The organism is Deinococcus pimensis DSM 21231 (genome assembly GCF_000519345.1).
GTDB lineage: Bacteria > Deinococcota > Deinococci > Deinococcales > Deinococcaceae > Deinococcus_A > Deinococcus_A pimensis.
In genome coordinates this window covers 104114-122563 of the sequence record NZ_KI912633.1, presented here as the reverse complement: position 1 = coordinate 122563, position 18450 = coordinate 104114, and the positions used below count along the sequence as shown (strand labels likewise).

Genomic DNA, 18450 nt, shown 5'->3' with positions numbered 1-18450 from the left:
CGTCGCCGAGCCGCAGGTCCACGCGGTCCAGCAGGCCCGCGCGCGTGACGCTCGCACGCGCGTTCTCCAGCGGCGCGGACGTGCGCTCCACGATCACGCACCTGCGGGCGCGGCCTTCCCTCAGGAGCGCCACGGGCAGCAGCGCGTGATCCGAACCGACGTCGGCGTGGACGTCCGAACGGACGAAGCACAGGACCGCCGCGAGCCGCGCGTCGAGGCCCTGAGGGCCGCTCACAGGGGCACCACGGCGTCCCCGACGCGGATCACGCCGCCCTTCACGACGCGCGCCGTGATGCCGCCGTGGCCGCGCACGGCGTTGTAGCCGCCCTCGCCGAGCTCCTCCTCCATCCGCGAGCACGGATGGCAGGGCCCGGTGCCCTCCAGCACGGCCTCCCCGACGCGGAAGCGGCGCTCGCGCAGCGCGAGGACGTTCACGCCCGACACGACCAGGTTGCGCCGCAGCACGCCCGCGTCGAGCGAATCGAGGCCCGCGAGCGCCGCGACGACGGGGAGGTGCTCCGCCTGGATCAGCGTGACCTGCCGCGCCGCGCCCGCGCCGGACAGCGGACGCTCCCGCTCGGCGATGTGGTCGCCGCGCAGGCCGCGGCCCTCCACCGCCTCCGCCTCCGTCAGGTCGAGGACGCGCCCGCGCCGCGCCTCCCGCACGAGGAGGCGCTCCACCCGTCCCGGGCGGGGCAGGGTCGACTGGAGCTCACGCATGGTCTTCACGGGCCACAGGATCGCACGGGCGGGCAGGGTGGACGGTGACCTGGGTGAGTCGCGTACGTCACACATCACCTCCTCCTCGCAAGACGGTCTTGGGCCAGCCGTGCGTCCCCTCTCAGGTGCGGCGCGAAGAGTGAGGGGAGACGCCCCGCCCACGTGGCGCGGCCCACCAGGAGGCAGCATGACGACCACGCCGCAGCAGCTCAGCCGTGAACTTCGACTCGGACGCTCCGAGGACCTCACCCGCCGCCGCTGGGTGATCGGCCTCTCCCTGCTGGGGGCGGCCATGGGTCAGATCGTGACGCTCTACCAGACCGGCATCATCCGGCACCTGCCCGACCCGCCCGCCGGGCCCTTCGACGCGGACAAGGTGGACGCGTCCACCTACGCCTACCGACGCTTCCAGACGCCCGACGCGCTGATGATGATCGTGAACTACGGCGTGACGGCGTGGCTGGCGGGCGCGGGCGGTCAGGACCGCGCGCGGGACCTGCCGCTCCTGCCGATCCTCACGGCCGCGAAGGTCGCGGGGGACGCGCTGACCGCCGTGGAGCTCGGACGCGAGGAGTGGCAGGAGAACAAGGCGCTGTGCGCGTACTGCCAGCTGGCGACCGTGGCGTCGCTCGCGTCGCTGGTGTTCGCGCTGCCCGAGGCGCGCAGCGCGTGGCGTCACCTGCGCGGGAGGTAGGCCGGGTGGCGTGGGCGCGTCCGCGCGCCGCTCGTGTACCATGAACGCATGATGTTGCGGGTCTATGCCTATCGTCCGCGCCGCCTCGCGGTCGGATAGGGTCGTCCTGCACCCAACCACCCCCGGCGGCGTGCCCCTCAGCGGCACGCCGCCTCCTTTTGGAGGAACCATGAACGTCGAAGAGCAGCTCTCCATCCTCAGGCGCGGCGCGGTCGACCTCATCAGCGAGGACGACCTGCGCGAGAAGCTCACGTCCGGTCGTCAGCTGCGCGTGAAGCTCGGCGCGGACCCCACCCGGCCCGACCTGCACCTCGGGCACGCGGTGGTGCTGCGCAAGATGCGGCAGTTCCAGGACCTCGGGCACAAGGTGATCATGCTGATCGGGGACTTCACCGCGATGATCGGCGACCCCAGCGGCAAGAGCAGGACGCGCCCGCCCCTGTCGCTGGAGCAGACCCGCGAGAACGCCCGCAGCTACCTGGAGCAGTGCGGGCTCGTGCTGGACATGAGCCCGGAGCGGCTGGAAATCCGCTACAACGGCGAGTGGCTCGAGGGGATGGGCTTCGAGGCGGTCGTGAAGCTCGCCGCGAAGTACACCGTGGCGCGCATCCTGGAGCGTGACGACTTCACGAAGCGGCTGCGGGCGGGCACGCCGATCAGCCTGCACGAGCTGCTCTACCCGCTCGCGCAGGCCTACGACTCCGTGGCGCTGGAGGCGGACGTGGAGCTCGGCGGGACGGATCAGCTGTTCAACCTGCTGGTGGGCCGCGACATCCAGCGCGAGTACGGGCAGAGCGCGCAGGTCGTCCTGACGACGCCCCTGCTCGTCGGGCTCGACGGCGTGGAGAAGATGTCGAAGAGCCTCGACAACTACATCGGTCTGACCGACGCGCCCGAAGCGATGTTCGCGAAGCTGATGAAGGTGCCCGACACGCTGCTGCGCAACTACTTCACGCTGCTGACGGACCTGCCGGAGGCGCGCATCGACGAGCTCCTCGCGGGGCACCCCGTGGCGGCGCACCGTGAGCTCGCGCGGCTCGTGACCGGCTGGCTGCACCCGGACGCGGACCTCGACGCGGCGGAGGCGCGCTACCGGTCGGTCGCCAGGGGGGTCATCCCGACGGACATCCCGGAGGTGCGGCTCACTTCGGGCGACGTGAACGCGGAGGGCCGCGTGACGGTCGTGCGGCTCGCGGTGGCGGCGGGGCTCGCGGCGTCCAACGGGGAGGCGCGCCGCCTCATCCAGAACCGGGGCTTGCGCGTGGACGGCGAGACGGTGGAGGACCCGCAGGCGAGCGTGGAGCTCGGGGAGGGGCGGGTCGTGCAGAAGGGCAAGGACCGCTTCGCGCGGGTCCTGCCCGCCTGAGCTCGGGGTGGAAGAAGAAAAACACCGCCTGGCGCGGTGTTTTTCTTCTTCCACAGGCCTGGCCTTCGTTCTGATCGCCTTCGTGCGGAGCGCCGCGATCGCGTGTGCGAAAAAACCCGCGTGCCAACGTTATGCACAGGCGAGGCATGTTATCCACAACGTACCTGTGGATAAATTCCTTCGCCTGTGGATATGATGCTGAGTTCAAGATGACGTGAAGACGGTCCTCATGGGTGGGTCCACCCGCACGTCACCCTGCCTCAGCCCCTGCCGGAACGGGTTACTTGAGCCGCTCGACGCGGATCATGTTGGTGCTGCCGCGCACGCCGAAGGGCACGCCCGCCGTGATGACGAAGCGGTCGCCCGCGTCCGCGAGACGGGACTTGCGAAGCTCGTCGTTGGCGATGCGGACCATGTCGTCCGTGTCGCGCGGGTCCTCCGCGAGCATCGGCACGACGCCCCACGTCAGCGCCAGCTGGTTGCGGGTGCGCTCGTTGGGCGTGAGCGCCAGGATCGCGACGCGCGGGCGGTTGCGGGCCACGCGGCCCGCGCTGCCCCCCGTCAGGGTGAAGGTCGTGATGGCGCTCGCGTCGAGGTTCTCGGCGATGTCGCACGCCGCGTCCGCGATGGAGTCCGCCGCGAGCTCCGTGTCGATGACCTGCGCCTGCTGCAGACGGTACAGGTCGCTCGCCTCGGCTTCACGGGCGATGCGGTCCATCATCTGCACGGCCTCCACCGGGTAGAGCCCGGCGGCGCTCTCGGCGGAGAGCATCACGGCGTCCGTGCCGTCGAAGATGGCGTTCGCGACGTCCGACGCCTCCGCGCGGGTGGGGCGCGGCAGGTTGATCATACTCTCGAGCATCTGCGTGGCCGTGATGACCGGCTTGGCCGCCTCGCGACACGCCCGGATGAGCTTCTTCTGGATGACGGGCACCTGCTCGGGCCGCATCTCCACGCCGAGGTCGCCGCGCGCCACCATGATCCCGTCGCTCTCGCGCAGGATGTCCTCGAAGCGGTCCACCGCCTGCGGCTTCTCGATCTTCGCCATGAGCTTGGCGCGCGAACCGAAGCGCGCGAGGTAGTGCTTCGCGAGGAGCATGTCGTCGCGCGAACGCACGAACGACAGCGCCACCCAGTCCACGCCGAGTTCCGCGCCGAGCCGCATGTCCTCGACGTCCTTGTCGCTCATGGCGGGCACGCTGAGGTCGGCCTCGGGGACGTTGATGCCCTTGTTGTTCTTCAGGACGCCGCCGACGGTCACGACGGTCTCCACGTCGGGGCCGCGCACGGCCTCGACGCGCAGCGCCATGTTGCCGTCGTCGAGCAGCAGGGTCATGCCGGGCCGCACGTCCTCCGCGAGGCCCTTGTAGGTGCTGCCGACGCGCTGCTCGTCACCTTCGACGTCGTCCATGGTGATGACGAACTTCTGGCCCGCCGTGAGGGTCACGCGGCCCTCCCTGAAGCGGGCGACGCGGATCTTGGGGCCCTGCAGGTCCTGCAGGATGCCGACCGTGACGCCCTTCTTCGCGGCGAGGGCGCGCACGAGGTCCACGGTCTCCTTGTGGTCCTCGGGGCTCCCGTGCGAGAAGTTCATGCGGACGACGTTCATGCCCGCCTCGATCATCCGCTCGAGGGTCTCGGCGTTGCGGCTGGCGGGACCGACGGTGGCGACGATCTTGGTGGCGCGGTCGAAGTGCTTCATGATTTGCCTGGCCTCACTTGTTCAGCGCGCCGCGCCCGAGGAACACGGCCTCGCGTCCGAGGGCGTGCTCGATGCGCAGCAGCTGGTTGTACTTGGCGATGCGGTCGCTGCGCGACGCGGAGCCGGTCTTGATCTGACCGGCGTTCGTGGCGACGGCGAGGTCCGCGATGAAGGCGTCCTCGCTCTCGCCGCTGCGGTGCGAGATGACGGTGGTGTAGCGGTTGCGCTTGGCGAGCTCGATGGCGTCCATCGCCTCGGTGAGGGTGCCGATCTGGTTGACCTTCACGAGGATGCTGTTGCCGACGCCGCGGTCGATGCCCTCGCGCAGACGCGCGGGGTTCGTGACGAACAGGTCGTCGCCGACGAGCTGCACGCGCGAGCCGATCTCCCGCGTGAGGAGCTGCCAGCCGTCCCAGTCGTCCTCGGCGAGGCCGTCCTCGATGCTGACGATGGGGTAGCGGCTCGACCAGTCGGCCCAGAACGCCACCATCTCCTCGCTGCTGAGGGTGCGGCCCTCGCTCTCGAGGTGGTACTTCCCGTCCTTGAAGAGTTCCGTGACGGCCGGGTCGAGGGCGATGGCGATGTCCTTGCCGGGCTCGTAGCCGGCCTTCTGGATGGCTTCGAGGAGCACTTCCAGCGCCTCCTCGTTGCTCTTCAGGTCGGGCGCGAAGCCGCCCTCGTCGCCGACGTTGGTGTTGTAGCCGCGCGCCGAGAGGACCTTCTTGAGGTGGTGGAAGGTCTCGGCACCGTAGCGCAGCGCCTCGCGGAAGCTGGGCGCGCCGATCGGCATGACCATGAACTCCTGGAAGTCCACGCTGTTGTCGGCGTGCGCGCCGCCGTTGATGACGTTCATCATCGGGACGGGCAGCGTGCGGGCGTTGTTGCCGCCGAGGTAGCGGTACAGGGGCGTGCCGAGCGCCTCGGCGGCGGCGCGGGCCGACGCGAGCGACACGGCGAGCATGGCGTTGCCGCCGAGCTTGCTCTTGTTGGGCGTCCCGTCGAGTTCGAGCATGATGCGGTCGACGGTGGCCTGCTGGGAGGCGTCCACGCCCACGAGGGCGGGCGCGATGGAGCGCTCGACGTTCTCGACGGCGCCCAGGACGCCCTTGCCGAGGTAGCGGCTGCCGCCGTCGCGCAGCTCGTTCGCCTCGTGCGAGCCGGTGGAGGCGCCGGACGGCACGATGGCGCGGCCGACGAAGCCGCTCTCGAGGTGGACCTCGGCCTCGACGGTGGGGTTGCCACGCGAGTCGAGCACTTCCCGGGCGATGACGCGTTCGATGTTCATGACTTCCTCCTCAGTAACGTTCAAGAGCGGTCGGCGTGGGGCGGGCCCGCACGCCGATGTGTACCCGGGACACTATATCCGTTCGCGCGGCGCGCGGAATGACCCCCGGCTTCAGACGCGCAGGGGAACCACCACGGCGAGGTACCCGCCGCCCTCGTGCGCCTTGAACATCGCGGGGCTGGTCGGCCCCGAGAAGAGCAGTTCCGCGTCGCCCTCGATGGGGCCGAGCGCGTCGAGGACGTACTTGGCGTTGAAGCCGAGCGACATGGCGGGCTCGCTGCCGTCCTGCATGACGCTCAGGGTGTCCTGCGCGCGGCCGTAGTCGCCCTCGGCGGCGAGTTGCAGGCGGCCCTCGCTGATAAGGAACTCCACGCGGTTGTTGGCGTTCTTGTCGGCCAGGACGGCGACGCGGTTCACGGCCTCCTTGAGGGCGGTCGCGCTCAGCATGATGCGCAGGCGCACGTCGCTGGGAATCACGCGCTCGTAGTCCGGGAACTCGCCGTCCATCAGCTTGACGTTCATCTTGACGCGGTCGGTGATGATGCCCATGGTGCCCTCGCCGTAGGACACGCCGACCTCGCCGTCGCGGACGACGCGGACGACCTCGTCGGCGCTGCGTGCGGGCAGGATGAGGTTGCGGTGGTCGCCGTGCGCGCCGAAGTCGCGCAGCGCGAGGCGGAAGCCGTCGGACGCGACGACGCGGGCGCGGTTGTCGCGGCTCTCGATCTTGATGCCGCGGAAGACCGCCTGGAAAGCCTCGGTGGAGGCGGCGTAGCGGACGCTGGAGAGCGAGCGCGCGAGCTCCTTGGCGTCGAAGCTGGTGTCGGCCCGGCCGGGGAAGGTGAGCTCCGGGTAGGCTTCCAGTTCGCCGGTCTGCAGTTTGAAGTTCGAGCCGCCCGCCTGCACCGCGAGCTCGTTGCCGCTCAGGGCCAGCTCGACGAGCTCTCCGCCGAGACTGCGCACGATCTGCGCGAACAGGTGCGCGGGAACGACGAAGGCGGCGTCGGTGTCCACCTCGGCGGGCACGAAGCAGGCCATGTCGATCTCGAGGTTGGTGCCGCTGAGGGTGAGGCCTCCTCGCTGGGCCTCGACCTTGAGCGAGGTGAGCAGGGGGTTGCTGGACCGGGAGGGCACGATCCGTTCGAGGAGACCGAGTCCTTCACTGAGGGTTTTCTTGGTGACGTTCGCTCGCATGGTCGGGCCTTCTTTTCTCCTCTCTTTTTAACTAATTAAAAAGAGTAGTAGTAGTAATAGGGGCTGTGGAAACTGTGGAAAAGCCTGCTGGAGCCGCTCCTGGAGGGCGTTTCGCCTGTGGACAAATCTGTGGATAAGTCGGGTTTTCCTGTGGATAACCTGTGGACAACTCCCCCGGTTATCCACAGGGGGTTTCCACGGCAGGTTTTCCACAGGCTTATCCACAGGTTATCCACAGGGTTATCCACAGACTTTTCCACAGAAAGTGAAGAGTTGCACAAGCGACTTCGTGTTCACGACGACACGTCCTCGAGGCCCTGCAGGCGCCGCTTCAAGGTCTCCACGTGCGTGGTGATCTCGCCGTCCCGCCCCACCTGCTCACCGATCTTCTGAGTGGAGTGCAACACCGTCGAGTGGTCACGTCCGAAGAACAGTCCCACCTCCGGCAGGGAGTGCGTCGTGAGGTCCCGGATGAGGTACATCGCGATCTGGCGGGGCACCACCACCTCGCGGGCCCGCCCGGCGCCCTTGAGGGCCTCCACCGGCACGCCGAAATGCTCCGCCACGGCGCGAAGCACGTCCGTCATCTCGATCTGCACCTCCTGCGAGGTGAACACGTCCGAGAGCGCCTTCGCCGCCACCGCCTTCGAGAAGGCCACGTTGTTGAGGCTCGAGAAGGCCACGACGCGCACCAGCGCGCCCTCCAGCTCGCGGATGTTGCTCGTCACCTGCCGCGCGATGAGCTCCAGCACCTCCTGCGGGATGTTGATCTGGCGGTGCTCCGCGTTCATCTTGAGGATCGCGACGCGCGTCTCGAACTCCGGGCTCTGGATGTCCGTGATGAGCCCCCACTCGAAGCGGGACCGCAGGCGGCTCTCCAGCGTCTGGATGTCCTTCGGCGGACGGTCGCTCGACAGGATGATCTGCTTGTGGTTCTCGTAGAGCGCGTTGAAGGTGTGGAAGAACTCCTCCTGCGTGCGCTCCTTGCCCGCGAGGAACTGGATGTCGTCCACCAGCAGCAGGTCCACCGAGCGGTAGCGGTTGCGAAAGGCCGCCATGCGGTCCTCGCGGATCGCGTTGATGAGGTCGTTCGTGAAGCTCTCGGTGGAGACGTACTCCACGCGCTTCTCAGGGTGCCGTTCGAGCACGTAGTGCCCCACGGCGTGCATGAGGTGCGTCTTGCCGAGCCCCACGTCACCGTAGATGAACAGGGGGTTGTAGGTCTTGCCGGGCGAGTCGGCCACGGCGAGGGCCGCCGCGTGCGCGAGGTTGTTGTTCGGGCCGACCACGAAGTTCTCGAAGGTGTACTTCGGGTTGAGCGACTTGCGGTTCGAGTCCGCCGCGACGCCCGCGGTCACGGTGGGTGAAGGAGGAAGGGCGATCGAGGGAGGCGGATCGGACGGCGAGATCATCGCGTCCTGCACGGCGGGAAGCACCTCGAAGGCCACCTGCGGCGTCTGCGCGCCCATCTGGCGGAGTGCGTCCTCCAGCAGGACCTGATAGTGCTTGCGGAACCACTCCATCGCGAAGGAGTTGCGGACCCCCAGCACGAGGGCGCCTCCCTGCACGCCGAGTGGCCGCACGGGCACGAACCACGTCCGGTACTCCACTTCCGTGATGTTCTTGCGGACGTACGACAGAACGTCCGTCCAGATTTCCTGCGAGATAACCCTACCTCCTTCGACCTCAGGTCAGGGCGCCATCATACCAAGCGGGTGTCCGCGTGATGGCCCCTGGGATAGACTATGACGTTATGTCGGACGTGTCTCCCGGTCTCGCCGCTGCCTCCTCCCCTCTCCCCTCCCCTGCCGGGCCGGGGCGCGCCCCGACGGGCGGCGCGCGCGAGGTCTGGAACGTCCTCGTGATCGGCGGTGGACACGCCGGGATCGAGGCGGTCTGGGCGGCCGCTCGACTCGGCCCGGTGGCCCTCCTCGTGTCGAACCCCGCCACCATCGGCCGGATGCCGTGCAATCCGGCCGTGGGCGGACCCGGCAAGAGCCAGCTCGTCTTCGAACTGCACGCCCTCGGCGGTCTGATGGGCCGCGTCGCGGACGACACGGCCATCCACACGCGGGTGCTCAACGCCAGCAAGGGTCCGGCGGTGCAGTCCCTGCGGGTGCAGAACGAGCGTGACGTCTACGCCGAACGCGCGCAGGACTACGTGCTGGGTCACGCGGGCATCGACGTGCTGCGTGGAGAGGCCGCCGATCTGGAACCCGACGGACAGGGCTGGTGTGTCGTCACGACGGACGGGCGCCGCTTTCGCGCACGGAGCGTCGTGATCGCCGCCGGAACCTTCATGAGAGGTGTCACGTGGTACGGCAGATCCTCGCGTCTGGAGGGACGTCAGGGCGAACCCCCCGCCCGGTTTCTCTCCTCTCCCCTGGCGCGTCACGGGCACCGACTCAAGCGCTACAAGACCGGCACGCCCCCCCGTGTGCGGGCGGACTCCGTGGACTTCGCCGCGTTGCTCGAACTGCCCGCCGACCCCAGGCCACGGGGCTTCACCGGCTCACCCGGACCGCGCGCCGCCAGCATGCCGACCTGGCAGACCCACACCACGCCCGAGACGCACCGACTCATCCAGGAGAACCTGCACGAGTCACCCATGTACGCGGGCGACATCGAGGGGCTCGGCCCGCGCTACTGCCCCTCCATCGAGGACAAGATCGTGCGCTTCGCCCATCACGATCGGCATCTGCTGTTCGTGGAACCCGACGGCATCGGGACATCGGAGGTCTACCTGCAGGGGTTCTCCAGCAGCCTTCCTCCCCGGCTTCAGGACGAACTGGTCCGGACCCTGCCCGGCTTCGAGCGCGCCGTGATCCAGCGCTACGCCTACGCGGTGGAGTACGACGTCGTGGACTCCACCGAGCTCACGCTCAACCTCGAATCGCGGCTCATGCCCGGCGTCTTCACGGCGGGTCAGGTGAACGGGACGAGCGGCTACGAGGAGGCGGCGGCGCAGGGGCTCGTGGCGGGAGTCGCGGCGGCGCGGCGAGCGCTGGGGCTGGAGGAGCTGCACATCCCACGTGCGAGCGGGTACATCGGCGTCCTCCTCGACGACCTCGTCTTCAAGGGCAGCGACGAACCGTACCGCATGATGACGAGCCGTGTCGAGCACCGACTGCTGGTCCGGCAGGACAACGCGGACGAGCGCATGGTCGGCCTCGGGAACCGACTCGGCCTGGTCGACGACGACGAGGTGGAGCGTGTCCGTCGGAAATACGAACGGGTTCGCGACGTGCGTGCCTCCCTCGCGGGGCGCCGCGTGGACGGGGTGACGGGCGAGGCGTTGCTGCGTCGTCCGGACGTCCGACTCGACGATCTCGTCGCACTGGGCTTCGACCTTTCCCCCCTGAACGACGCGGAGCGCGAGGCGCTGGAGATCGCCGTGAAGTACGAGGGCTACATCGAGCGCACCCGCCGTCAGCTCGACGCGGAAGCGGCGGCGGCCGGGACGAGTCTGGAGGGCGTGGACTTCGCGTTGGTGACCTCGCTGTCCTTGGAGGCGCGCGAGAAACTCTCGCGTTCGTGCCCCGCCACCCTTGCGCAGGCGTCCCGCGTTCCGGGTGTCCGGCATTCGGACCTCACGGCGCTGCTGGTCCATCTGCGTGCCCGGCAGACGCCCCAGGCGTCCGACTGAGCACGGGCGCTCTCCTCGGTCGTCGAGCGGGAGCCGCTCTTCAGATGGGTGGAGCGCCATGGAGGCCGCTCCACCCGACTTTCAGGACGTCGTGTCCGGACCCGCGGAGACAGAGAGTCGATTCCCGTGGACGGACATGACGACGAACTCGCCTCGTGTCTGCACGCTGTCGGGCGGTTTTCAGGTCGCCGTCCGGTCTCGATCGATCAGGAGGCGTGATCCGCTGCCGAGGAGGCCTCATCTCACGGGTCTACACATTGAGGTCTCTCTGCCCTTCGCGAAGAGCCAAGGAGGCGCGAAGAGGTTTCACGAGAAACTTGACGGTGAAACAACCCGACGTTTCACGAGAAACTTGACGGTGAAACACGACCCTGGCATGCTGCTTCCGGAGGATCCGATGAACGACTTCGAGGCCGGCCTGCTCCTGGGCGTCCTGATCGGCGAGGGCCACTTCGGCGGCGACGGACGACAACCGCAGGTCACCGTCCGAATGCACGTCCGACACGAACGGCTCTTCGACCAGCTCGTCACGCTCTGCCCGGGTTCCCGCCTGTACGGTCCCTACCACCACGGTGGACGCAGCTACTACCAGTGGATGGCGCGCGGCGAGGCCCTCAAGGCACACCTGCTGCCCCTGCTCGATCGGCTGCCGCTCGAGGACATCGACGAGCACGTCTATCACCGCTATCAGGACATGAAACGGAAGTACGCCCTGTGATTCCAGAGAACCGGACCCTGCTCAACGACGCCGCGCGCGACCTCGGCGTCACGCTCGACGACCGCTCCACCGACCTGTTCGACCGGTTGCATCTCCTCCTCGACGAGGCGAGCGACGGGATGAACCTCACGACCATCCGTGACGAGCGGGAGGTGGTCCTCAAGCACTTCGTGGACTCGATCTCCTGCCTGCGCGGCGGATTCCTCGACGGTGAGCTGGGCGTCCTCGACCTCGGAACGGGCGCGGGCTTTCCGGCGCTCCCGCTCGCGATCGTTCGCGCCGATCTGACCCTGACCCCGCTCGACGCGACGCGCCGCAAGATCGACTTCGTGGACCGTACGGCCCGTGCGCTCGGCCTCAAGAACGTCACGCCCCTCGTGGGGCGCGCGGAGACGATCGGTCGGCAGGACGCACACCGGGCCAGGTACGACCGCGTCGTCACGCGCGCCGTCGCCTCTCTGCCCGTCCTCGTGGAACTCGCGTTGCCGCTGCTGCGGGTGGGCGGTCTGCTCGTCGCGCAGAAGGGCCCCGGCGTGGCCGAGGAATTGCCCGACGCGGAGGGGGCCGCCGCGCAGGTGGGCGGACGTATCCACGAGGTGCAGGACTTCCGACTGCCCGTGACGAACGACCGACGTCACCTCGTGGTCGTCGAGAAGACTCATGAGACGCCCGACCGCTACCCCCGCCGTGAGGGCGTACCCACGAAGCATCCGTTATCCTGAGACCTAACGTGAGAATCGTCGGGATCGTCAATCAAAAGGGCGGGGTGGGCAAGACCACCACCGCCATCAATCTGGCGGCCTACCTCGCGGCCTCCGGCAAGCAGGTGCTCGTCGTGGATCTCGATCCGCAGGCGAACGCCACGAGCGGCCTCGGGCACCGGGGCGTGACGCGGGGCGTCTACGACGCTCTGGGCGAGCCCACGCGCACCCAGGACTTCGTGGTGGGCACCAGTCAGGACAACCTCTCGCTGCTTCCCGCCACACCCGACCTCGCGGGGGCCGCGGTGGAGCTCGCCGACACGCCCTACGCCCTGCGAGACCTCTTCGCGGGTCTCGCGGGCTACGACGTGGTCATCATCGACGCGCCGCCCAGCCTCGGGCCGCTCACCGTGAACGTGCTGGCCGCCGCGAACGCCCTGCTGATTCCCCTGCAGGCGGAGTACTACGCGCTGGAGGGCATCGCGGGCCTGATGGACACCGTGGACCGCGTGCGCGCGGGCCTCAATCCGGCCCTGCGCGTGCTCGGCATCGTCATCACGATGTTCGACGGCCGGACCAACCTCGCCCTGCAGGTCGAGGAGAACGTCCGCGCGCACTTCGGGGAACTGGTGTTCTGGAGCGTCGTGCCCCGCAACATCCGCCTCTCGGAGGCGCCGAGCCACGCGAGGCCCGTCAACCAGTACTCGCCCCTGTCGAGCGGCGCGGCGGCGTACAAGCGTCTCGCGGAGGAGGTCATGCAGCGTGTCCAGAAAATCTAGCCTCGGCCGCGGCCTCGACGCCCTGCTCGCCCGGCCCGCCGCGGAGAGCCTCTCCGAGCCCACACCCACGCCCACGGCGCCGCGGACGCTTCCTGTGGAGCGCATCGTGCAGTCGAGCTACCAGCCCCGGCAGGTCTTCGCGCCCGAGGCGCTCGCCGAGCTCGCGCAGAGCGTCCGCGACAAGGGCGTGCTCCAGCCGCTGCTGGTCCGTCCCGTCGGGGACCGCTACGAGATCGTGGCGGGCGAGCGCCGCTGGCGCGCGGCGCAGCTCGCGGGCCTCACCGAGGTGCCCGTCGTGGTGCGGGAGCTCCAGGACCGCGAGGCGCTGGAGATCGCGATCGTGGAGAACCTGCAGCGCGAGGACCTCGGGCCGCTGGAGGAAGCGCGCGCCTACCAGGCCCTCGCCGATCAGGGTCTCGGGCACGAGGGCGTCGCGCAGGCCGTCGGCAAGAGCCGTTCGACCGTGTCGAACGCGCTGCGGCTCCTGACCCTCCCGGAGCCCGTGCTGCGCGCCCTGGAGGACGGGGAGATCAGCGCTGGGCACGCCCGCGCGATCCTCTCGAAACCCGAGGCGGACCGACTCTGGACGCTCGACCAGGTGCGCGCGCGCGGCCTCAACGTCCGTGACACGGAGGCGCTCCAGCGCCCCACGAAGGCCGAGCCCGCGCCGAAACCACAGACCGCGAGGCCGTGGCGGCAACTCGAACTCGACCTCAGCCGCAGCGTCGGCACGCGCGTCCGGATCAACGGCAGCGCGGAACGCGGACGGATCGAGCTGAGTTTCGGCTCGCAGGAGGAACTCGACCGCCTGCTCGGCCTGCTCGCCCAGAGCGAGGAACTCTAGCTCGACGACGGGAAGCGGGGCGGACCATCGGTCCGCCCCGCTTGTTCGATGGGCTCAGCGCTTCGCGTCGGCGGGCACGTCCGGCCCCACCCGGTAGATGTTCGGCCAGGGGCGGTACACGCTGCGCAGGGTATCGCGGCGCACGACCTTCCCGTCACGGCGCAGCACGCGCTCCACCTCGATCGTGGCGCCCGGCGCGGCCCAGTCCACCTGCACCCGGCGGCCCGGCGCGAGCGTGGGATCCTGAATGAAGCGCGCGGGCGGCGCGGGCGTGGACGCCAGCACCTTCGGCGTGGAGATCTCGACCGTCTCGGCACGTGGCCTGCCGAAGGCGCGCACGTTCAGCACGCCGAGCCGGTCGTCCCAGTCGGCCTGCGTCCAGATGGCGCCGCCCGTGTCGTTGCGGAACTTCAGGTCCAGGGTGGGCTGGTAGATGGTGGCGTCGAGGCCCTGCGGATCGTACCAGTGCACCTGATAGGAGTGGTTCTGCCGCTGCACGACCGGCAGGCCCGCCGCGTACAGCGCGCGGAACACCGTGGTGGACACCTGACAGATGCCGCCGCCCACGCCGCTCGCCGTCTGGTCCCCGGCGATGACGAGGCCCGTGACGTACCCGTTCGCTGTGGTGACCGGCCCGACCGCGTCGTTGAAGGAGAACGTCTCGCCCTCGAAGAGGCGGTCCTGGAAGTTGCGCGTCCCGACGTGAATGTTCGTGGCGCGCGCGGCGCTGCTGCCGAGGTAGTTGGTGCTGCCCTCGCCGAGCATCGCCGTGATGCCGCGGTTCAGGAAGAAGTCCGGCGTGCGAGAGGGACGCGTGAAGGACGCCGCGACGTTCACGTTCCGCGAACGCGGGTCCTTCAGGGCGGCCTCCACGGCGGCGAGCGTGGCGGGCAAGTCCACCGTGACGCCCTGACGCATCGTGATCTGCCACTCGCCCGCGAGCGGCGCGTACTCGAAGCGGGTGTCGGTCGCGGGACGCGCGAGGGACGCCGCGAAGCGCTCCACGTCGGCCCTCAGGCTCGTGGTCATCACGCCGCGCGCGCGCAGCGCGTCGCTGCGTTCCTGACCGAGGTCGAGCGAACGCATGACGGGCGTGTACACCTTGCGGCCGTCCTCGACCGTCACGACCGTCTCGGTCAGGACGACGGAGATCGGGGAGGCCTTCGTGGCGGGCGCCGTGGCCGGAGTGGGGGAGGGGGGAGGCGCGACGGGCGTCACGGGCGGCGCGGCCAGCGCAGCCGACGCGCTCAGCGCGACGAGAAGAGAGAGGAGGGCGTGTCGAGTCACGCCCTCCAGTATCCCAGAGCTCCCTGCGCGGATCTTGAGCTTCGAGCCCCGTCCGTGAGGACGGCCCTACTCCACGAGGACGGGAATCAGCACGGGATTGCGGCCCGTGACCTTGCGGACGAAGCGGCGCACGTTCCCGTACATGTCGTCCCGGACGTCCTCGATGCGCTTCTTCTCACGCAGGCCGCCCTCCACCGCCTCGAGGGCGACGCGGCGGATGGAGTGCTCCAGGTCGCGGTTGGACTTCACGAAGCCGCGCGAGACGAGCTCCACGTGCGGGGTGGGGTGCAGCACCGCCGTGAGGATCAGCACGCCGTCCGTGGACATCGACATGCGGTCCATGATGATGTCGTCGCTGATGTCGCCCACGCCGAGGCCGTCCACGTACACCGCGCCCGCCGGAACGGTGCCCGCGACGCGGAAGTCGTTCGGGCCGACACGGACCACGTCGCCGTTGCGGACGATCAGGGAGCGTTTCGGCGGGGTCGGCATGGCCGCCGCGAGCCGCGCGTGGTTGATCTGGTGGCGGGGCTCGCCGTGCCAGGGCAGGAACCAGCGCGGCTGGGCGAGGTTGAGGACCATCTTGAGCTCCTCCTGCGAGCCGTGCCCCGACGCGTGCACCTTGTACGTGGGCGGGTAGAAGACGTCCACACCGATCTCGTAGAGGCGGTTGATGACGGTGTTCACGGCCTCCTCGTTGCCGGGGATCGGGCTCGACGACAGGATCACCGTGTCCCCCCGCGCGAGCGAGATGCGGGCGTGCGTCCCGAAGGCGAGACGGGAGAGGACGCTCATCGGCTGGCCCTGCGAGCCGGTGCAGATGAACAGCACCTGCTGGTCCTGCAGGTCGCCGAGCTCATCGGTGGTGAGCAGGGGGTCCTTCAGGTCGAGGTAGCCGAGGTCCTGCGCGACCTGGGCGTACTTGACCATGCTGCGGCCCTCGAGGATGACGCGGCGGCCGTACTTCTCGGCGATGGCGATGACGTTCTGGATGCGGTGGATGTGTGACGCGAAGGTCGTCAGGAAGACACGTCCGCGCGCGTTCCTGACGATCTTCTCGATGTTCTCCGCGATCTCCGCCTCGCTGATGGTGTGACCGGGACGCTCCGCGTTCGTGGAGTCGCTGATGAGCAGCAGGACACCGTCGGCGCCGGCCTGGGCGATCTTGGCGAGGTGGCTGGTCTTGCCGTCGGTGGGGTGCTGGTCGAGCTTGAAGTCGCCGGTGTGCACGACCTTGCCGGCGGGCGTGTGCAGCACGTACCCGCTGTTGTCCGGAATCGAGTGCGTCATCCGGAAGAAGTCGACGGTGAAGTGACGCCCGATGCGGACGCGGGCGTCGGTGTCCACCTCACGCAGGTCCACCTCGTGTTCGCGGATGCCGAACTCCGCGAGCTTCTCGCGCAGCAGGCCCAGCGTGAGCCGCGCGGCGTACAGGGGCACCTTCGGGAGGCGCGGGAGGATGTACGGCAGCGCGCCGATGTGGTCCTCGTGACCGTGCGTGACGATCCAGCCCTTGATGAGTCCGGCGTTCTGCTGCAGGTAGTCGATGCGCGGGATGAGCAGGTCGATGCCGAGCATGTGCGAGTCGGGAAAGGCGAGGCCGCCGTCCACGACCATGATCTCGTTCTCGTAGCGGTAGGCGAACATGTTCTTGCCGATCTCGCCCATCCCGCCGAGCGGGATGACTTCGAGCGGTCGTTCGCCCGCGTTGCGTTCCGTCATGGGTCTCCTCGGTTGTACGTGTGATGCACGGCCGGGCGGGGCCCGGCAGGTCGTCTTGAATCGAAAATGGCGCGTCCCGGCGGACGCACGGTCGCTCCAGCCTAGCATGAAACGCGACGTGGCCCGGAAGCCACGTCACTTGAAAAAGGAAGCGGATTCGCGTTCAGCGCGACGAAGTGGCGCGTTCGTTCCCGCCGGGCGTGCCCCACACGGGCGTGCCCGTGAGCGGGCCGTCCGGCGCGGTGAGGCGGTCGAAGAGGTCGGCACGCGTTCCCGGCGCGCCCGTCGGGTTGGCCTCGGCACGGTCGTCGGGCGTGCGGTAGGAGTAGCCCACCCAGCCGTCGAGGCCCGCCGCGACCGAACGCCGCGCCTGACCGACGCTCGCCTCCACGGAGTTGAGGTAGAGGGCCGTGCCCGCCGCGACGCGGCCCGCGCCGCGCACGGAGAGGGCAAAGCGGTTCCAGCCGTCGAACCACGCGCCCTGCGTGGCGTCGCGCTTGTAGTTCATCGTCACGATGAGGTCCACCGCGCCCGTCCGCAGCCACGACGGCCAGTCCTGCAGCACCTCCGCGTACGTGCGGGTCTGCCGGAACGCGGCGAGGTCTCGCGGGCCCGGTCCGTAGGTGATGGTGGCGACGCTGACCCACGCGGCGGGCCGCTCGGCCTTCACCGCGTCACGGACACGGCGCACGAGGTCCGTGACGCGGTCGCGGCGCCACGTCGTCCAGCGGACGTCCGACGGGGCGGGCACGCCGGTCGTGCCCGTCTCGGCCTGATAGCGGGCGACGGCGGTCTCGTTGTAGCCCCAGTCCTGCCCGCCGCCCGACGGATCCGGGTAGCGCATCCGGTCCAGCTGAATGCCGTCCACGGCGTACTTCCGGGCGATCTCGGCGATCTCCTCGACGACGTGATCGGCGACGGCCGGATGACCGGGATCGAGGTAGTAGTCGTTGCCGGAGAGGGTCTCGCCGTTCTGGCGGCGCATGAGCCACGCGTCCTCGCCGGTCGCGTCGGGACCGTGCGTGTTGAAGACGTGGTCGGGCTGGGGCGGCGCGGGCAGGTCGGGGACGTTCACGACGGCGAGCGGCACGATCCAGGCGTGCACCTGGATGTTCGCGGCGTGCGCCTTCTCGATGAGGTCGGCGAGCGGATCGAAGCCTCCCGGCACGTCGGGGTCGGCGGTGCGGGGCAGGGCGTCCACCTCGCAGTAGCAGTCGCCGCGCTTCACGACCTGCGCGAAGAGGACGTTCACGCGCAGACGCGAGGCGTCGGCGACGAGCTGGTCCACCTGCTCGGGCGTCTTCATGCCGGGTCCGAAGGCGTCCACCCACAGGCCGCGCAGCTGCGTGGTGGGCGCGCGCACGGCGGGCGTGGAGGGCGCGGGCGTCCTCGCGGCGGGTGGGGGCGTGGTCGGTGTGGTGGGCGCCGCCTGCGTCGGCCTGGTCGGCGTGGGCCTGGATGTCGGCGTGGGCGTGGGGGTGATGGGCGTGGGGGTGATCGGCGTGGGCTGGACCGGAGCGGCCTGAACGGGCGCCGGCTGGTCGGGAACGGTCCGGGTCGGCGCGGTGTCGGTCGTCGTGTCGGTCGTCGTGTCGGTCGTCGTGTCGGTCGTCGTGTCGGTCGTCGTGGGGATCGTCGTGACGGCGGAGGTGGAACGGGTCGGCTTCGGCACGTTCACGGGCGCGTCGGTGGGCTTCGTGGCGCTCGTGTCGGTCGTCGGCGTGGCGTCCGGGGTGCGGACGACCGGGGGCCGCGGGGTGGCCTTCGGCGCTTCGGCGGCGGTCCCGGTGGC

General features: G+C 69.5%; 17 protein-coding genes. 8 read left to right on the top strand and 9 right to left on the bottom strand.

The annotated features are described in order from the left end of the window. Positions 1 to 235 (bottom strand): tRNA (adenine(22)-N(1))-methyltransferase TrmK (locus DEIPI_RS28695; RefSeq protein ID WP_045233679.1); only part of this gene is annotated, 235 nt, incomplete at its 3' end. Beyond that, positions 232 to 729: an MOSC domain-containing protein gene (locus DEIPI_RS0105170; RefSeq protein WP_027481079.1), complete on the bottom strand. Its 498-nt coding sequence runs from the start codon at positions 727 to 729 to the stop codon at positions 232 to 234. The genes DEIPI_RS28695 and DEIPI_RS0105170, both read right to left, overlap by 4 nt. A 178-nt stretch (positions 730 to 907) precedes the next feature. On the opposite strand from DEIPI_RS0105170, the gene DEIPI_RS0105165 reads away from it, so the two are divergent. The 3 genes from DEIPI_RS0105165 (at position 908) to DEIPI_RS39000 (ending at position 2976) form a co-directional block, all read left to right on the top strand. Further along, entirely contained in the window at positions 908 to 1414 is a 507-nt protein-coding gene (locus DEIPI_RS0105165; protein ID WP_027481078.1) for a vitamin K epoxide reductase family protein, read from the top strand. 169 nt (positions 1415 to 1583) lie between these two features. Then, complete coding sequence (gene tyrS, locus DEIPI_RS0105160) at positions 1584 to 2780, top strand: tyrosine--tRNA ligase (RefSeq protein ID WP_027481077.1); 1197 nt, start codon at positions 1584 to 1586, stop codon at positions 2778 to 2780. A 7-nt stretch (positions 2781 to 2787) separates the two neighbouring features. Beyond that, positions 2788 to 2976 (top strand): hypothetical protein, encoded by a 189-nt coding sequence (locus tag DEIPI_RS39000; protein WP_169737025.1) that lies wholly within the window; start codon positions 2788 to 2790, stop codon positions 2974 to 2976. Between the two features lie 84 nt (positions 2977 to 3060). On the opposite strand, the gene pyk is transcribed toward DEIPI_RS39000, so the two are convergent. The 4 genes from pyk to dnaA form a co-directional block, all read right to left on the bottom strand. Then, on the bottom strand, positions 3061 to 4482 hold the full coding sequence (gene pyk / locus DEIPI_RS0105155) for a pyruvate kinase (RefSeq protein WP_027481076.1): 1422 nt from the start codon (positions 4480 to 4482) through the stop codon (positions 3061 to 3063). A gap of 13 nt (positions 4483 to 4495) precedes the next feature. Then, a complete protein-coding gene (gene eno / locus DEIPI_RS0105150; RefSeq protein ID WP_027481075.1) occupies positions 4496 to 5767 on the bottom strand; it encodes a phosphopyruvate hydratase in 1272 nt (423 codons plus the stop codon). A gap of 111 nt (positions 5768 to 5878) precedes the next feature. After that, positions 5879 to 6961 (bottom strand): DNA polymerase III subunit beta, encoded by a 1083-nt coding sequence (dnaN, locus tag DEIPI_RS0105145; RefSeq protein ID WP_027481074.1) that lies wholly within the window; start codon positions 6959 to 6961, stop codon positions 5879 to 5881. A gap of 293 nt (positions 6962 to 7254) precedes the next feature. After that, complete coding sequence (dnaA, locus tag DEIPI_RS0105140) at positions 7255 to 8628, bottom strand: chromosomal replication initiator protein DnaA (RefSeq protein ID WP_027481073.1); 1374 nt, start codon at positions 8626 to 8628, stop codon at positions 7255 to 7257. A gap of 86 nt (positions 8629 to 8714) precedes the next feature. On the opposite strand from dnaA, the gene mnmG reads away from it, so the two are divergent. The 5 genes from mnmG to DEIPI_RS0105115 all read left to right on the top strand — a co-directional run bounded on the left by mnmG (position 8715) and on the right by DEIPI_RS0105115 (position 13649). Continuing rightward, positions 8715 to 10607: a tRNA uridine-5-carboxymethylaminomethyl(34) synthesis enzyme MnmG gene (mnmG, locus tag DEIPI_RS0105135; RefSeq protein WP_084473980.1), complete on the top strand. Its 1893-nt coding sequence runs from the start codon at positions 8715 to 8717 to the stop codon at positions 10605 to 10607. A 397-nt stretch (positions 10608 to 11004) separates the two neighbouring features. Continuing rightward, positions 11005 to 11325, top strand: a complete 321-nt coding sequence (locus DEIPI_RS0105130; RefSeq protein WP_027481071.1) for a hypothetical protein — start codon at positions 11005 to 11007, stop codon at positions 11323 to 11325. Further along, the gene (rsmG, locus tag DEIPI_RS0105125; protein ID WP_027481070.1) at positions 11322 to 12047 is read left to right on the top strand and encodes a 16S rRNA (guanine(527)-N(7))-methyltransferase RsmG; all 726 of its coding nucleotides are present in this window, start codon (positions 11322 to 11324) and stop codon (positions 12045 to 12047) included. The genes DEIPI_RS0105130 and rsmG overlap by 4 nt, the downstream gene beginning before the upstream one ends. Positions 12048 to 12055: 8 nt before the next feature. Beyond that, positions 12056 to 12805 carry a ParA family protein gene (locus DEIPI_RS0105120; RefSeq protein WP_027481069.1) on the top strand — a complete coding sequence of 250 codons (750 nt, stop codon included), beginning with the start codon at positions 12056 to 12058 and terminating at the stop codon, positions 12803 to 12805. After that, positions 12789 to 13649, top strand: a complete 861-nt coding sequence (locus DEIPI_RS0105115; RefSeq protein WP_027481068.1) for a ParB/RepB/Spo0J family partition protein — start codon at positions 12789 to 12791, stop codon at positions 13647 to 13649. The genes DEIPI_RS0105120 and DEIPI_RS0105115 overlap by 17 nt, the downstream gene beginning before the upstream one ends. Before the next feature lie 54 nt (positions 13650 to 13703). Here the strand turns inward: DEIPI_RS0105115 and DEIPI_RS0105110 are convergent, their stop codons facing one another. From DEIPI_RS0105110 to DEIPI_RS28690, 3 genes are all read right to left on the bottom strand, one after another. Then, entirely contained in the window at positions 13704 to 14936 is a 1233-nt protein-coding gene (locus DEIPI_RS0105110; RefSeq protein WP_245588515.1) for a VanW family protein, read from the bottom strand. Between the two features lie 66 nt (positions 14937 to 15002). Then, positions 15003 to 16658 (bottom strand): ribonuclease J, encoded by a 1656-nt coding sequence (locus DEIPI_RS0105105; RefSeq protein WP_027481066.1) that lies wholly within the window; start codon positions 16656 to 16658, stop codon positions 15003 to 15005. Positions 16659 to 16821: 163 nt separating this feature from the next. Further along, the coding region (locus DEIPI_RS28690; RefSeq protein WP_084473978.1) for a glycoside hydrolase family 10-like protein at positions 16822 to 18450 on the bottom strand (1629 nt) is incomplete at its 5' end.

What these genes read in the sequence shown, in the direction of transcription:
- DEIPI_RS0105165 (WP_027481078.1), top strand. Translation starts at nt 908, where the DNA reads ATGACGACCACGCCGCAGCAGCTCAGCCGTGAACTTCGACTCGGACGC.
- tyrS (WP_027481077.1), top strand. Translation starts at nt 1,584, where the DNA reads ATGAACGTCGAAGAGCAGCTCTCCATCCTCAGGCGCGGCGCGGTCGAC.
- pyk (WP_027481076.1), bottom strand. Translation starts at nt 4,482, where the DNA reads ATGAAGCACTTCGACCGCGCCACCAAGATCGTCGCCACCGTCGGTCCC.
- eno (WP_027481075.1), bottom strand. Translation starts at nt 5,767, where the DNA reads ATGAACATCGAACGCGTCATCGCCCGGGAAGTGCTCGACTCGCGTGGC.
- dnaN (WP_027481074.1), bottom strand. Translation starts at nt 6,961, where the DNA reads ATGCGAGCGAACGTCACCAAGAAAACCCTCAGTGAAGGACTCGGTCTC.
- mnmG (WP_084473980.1), top strand. Translation starts at nt 8,715, where the DNA reads ATGTCGGACGTGTCTCCCGGTCTCGCCGCTGCCTCCTCCCCTCTCCCC.
- DEIPI_RS0105130 (WP_027481071.1), top strand. Translation starts at nt 11,005, where the DNA reads ATGAACGACTTCGAGGCCGGCCTGCTCCTGGGCGTCCTGATCGGCGAG.
- DEIPI_RS0105105 (WP_027481066.1), bottom strand. Translation starts at nt 16,658, where the DNA reads ATGACGGAACGCAACGCGGGCGAACGACCGCTCGAAGTCATCCCGCTC.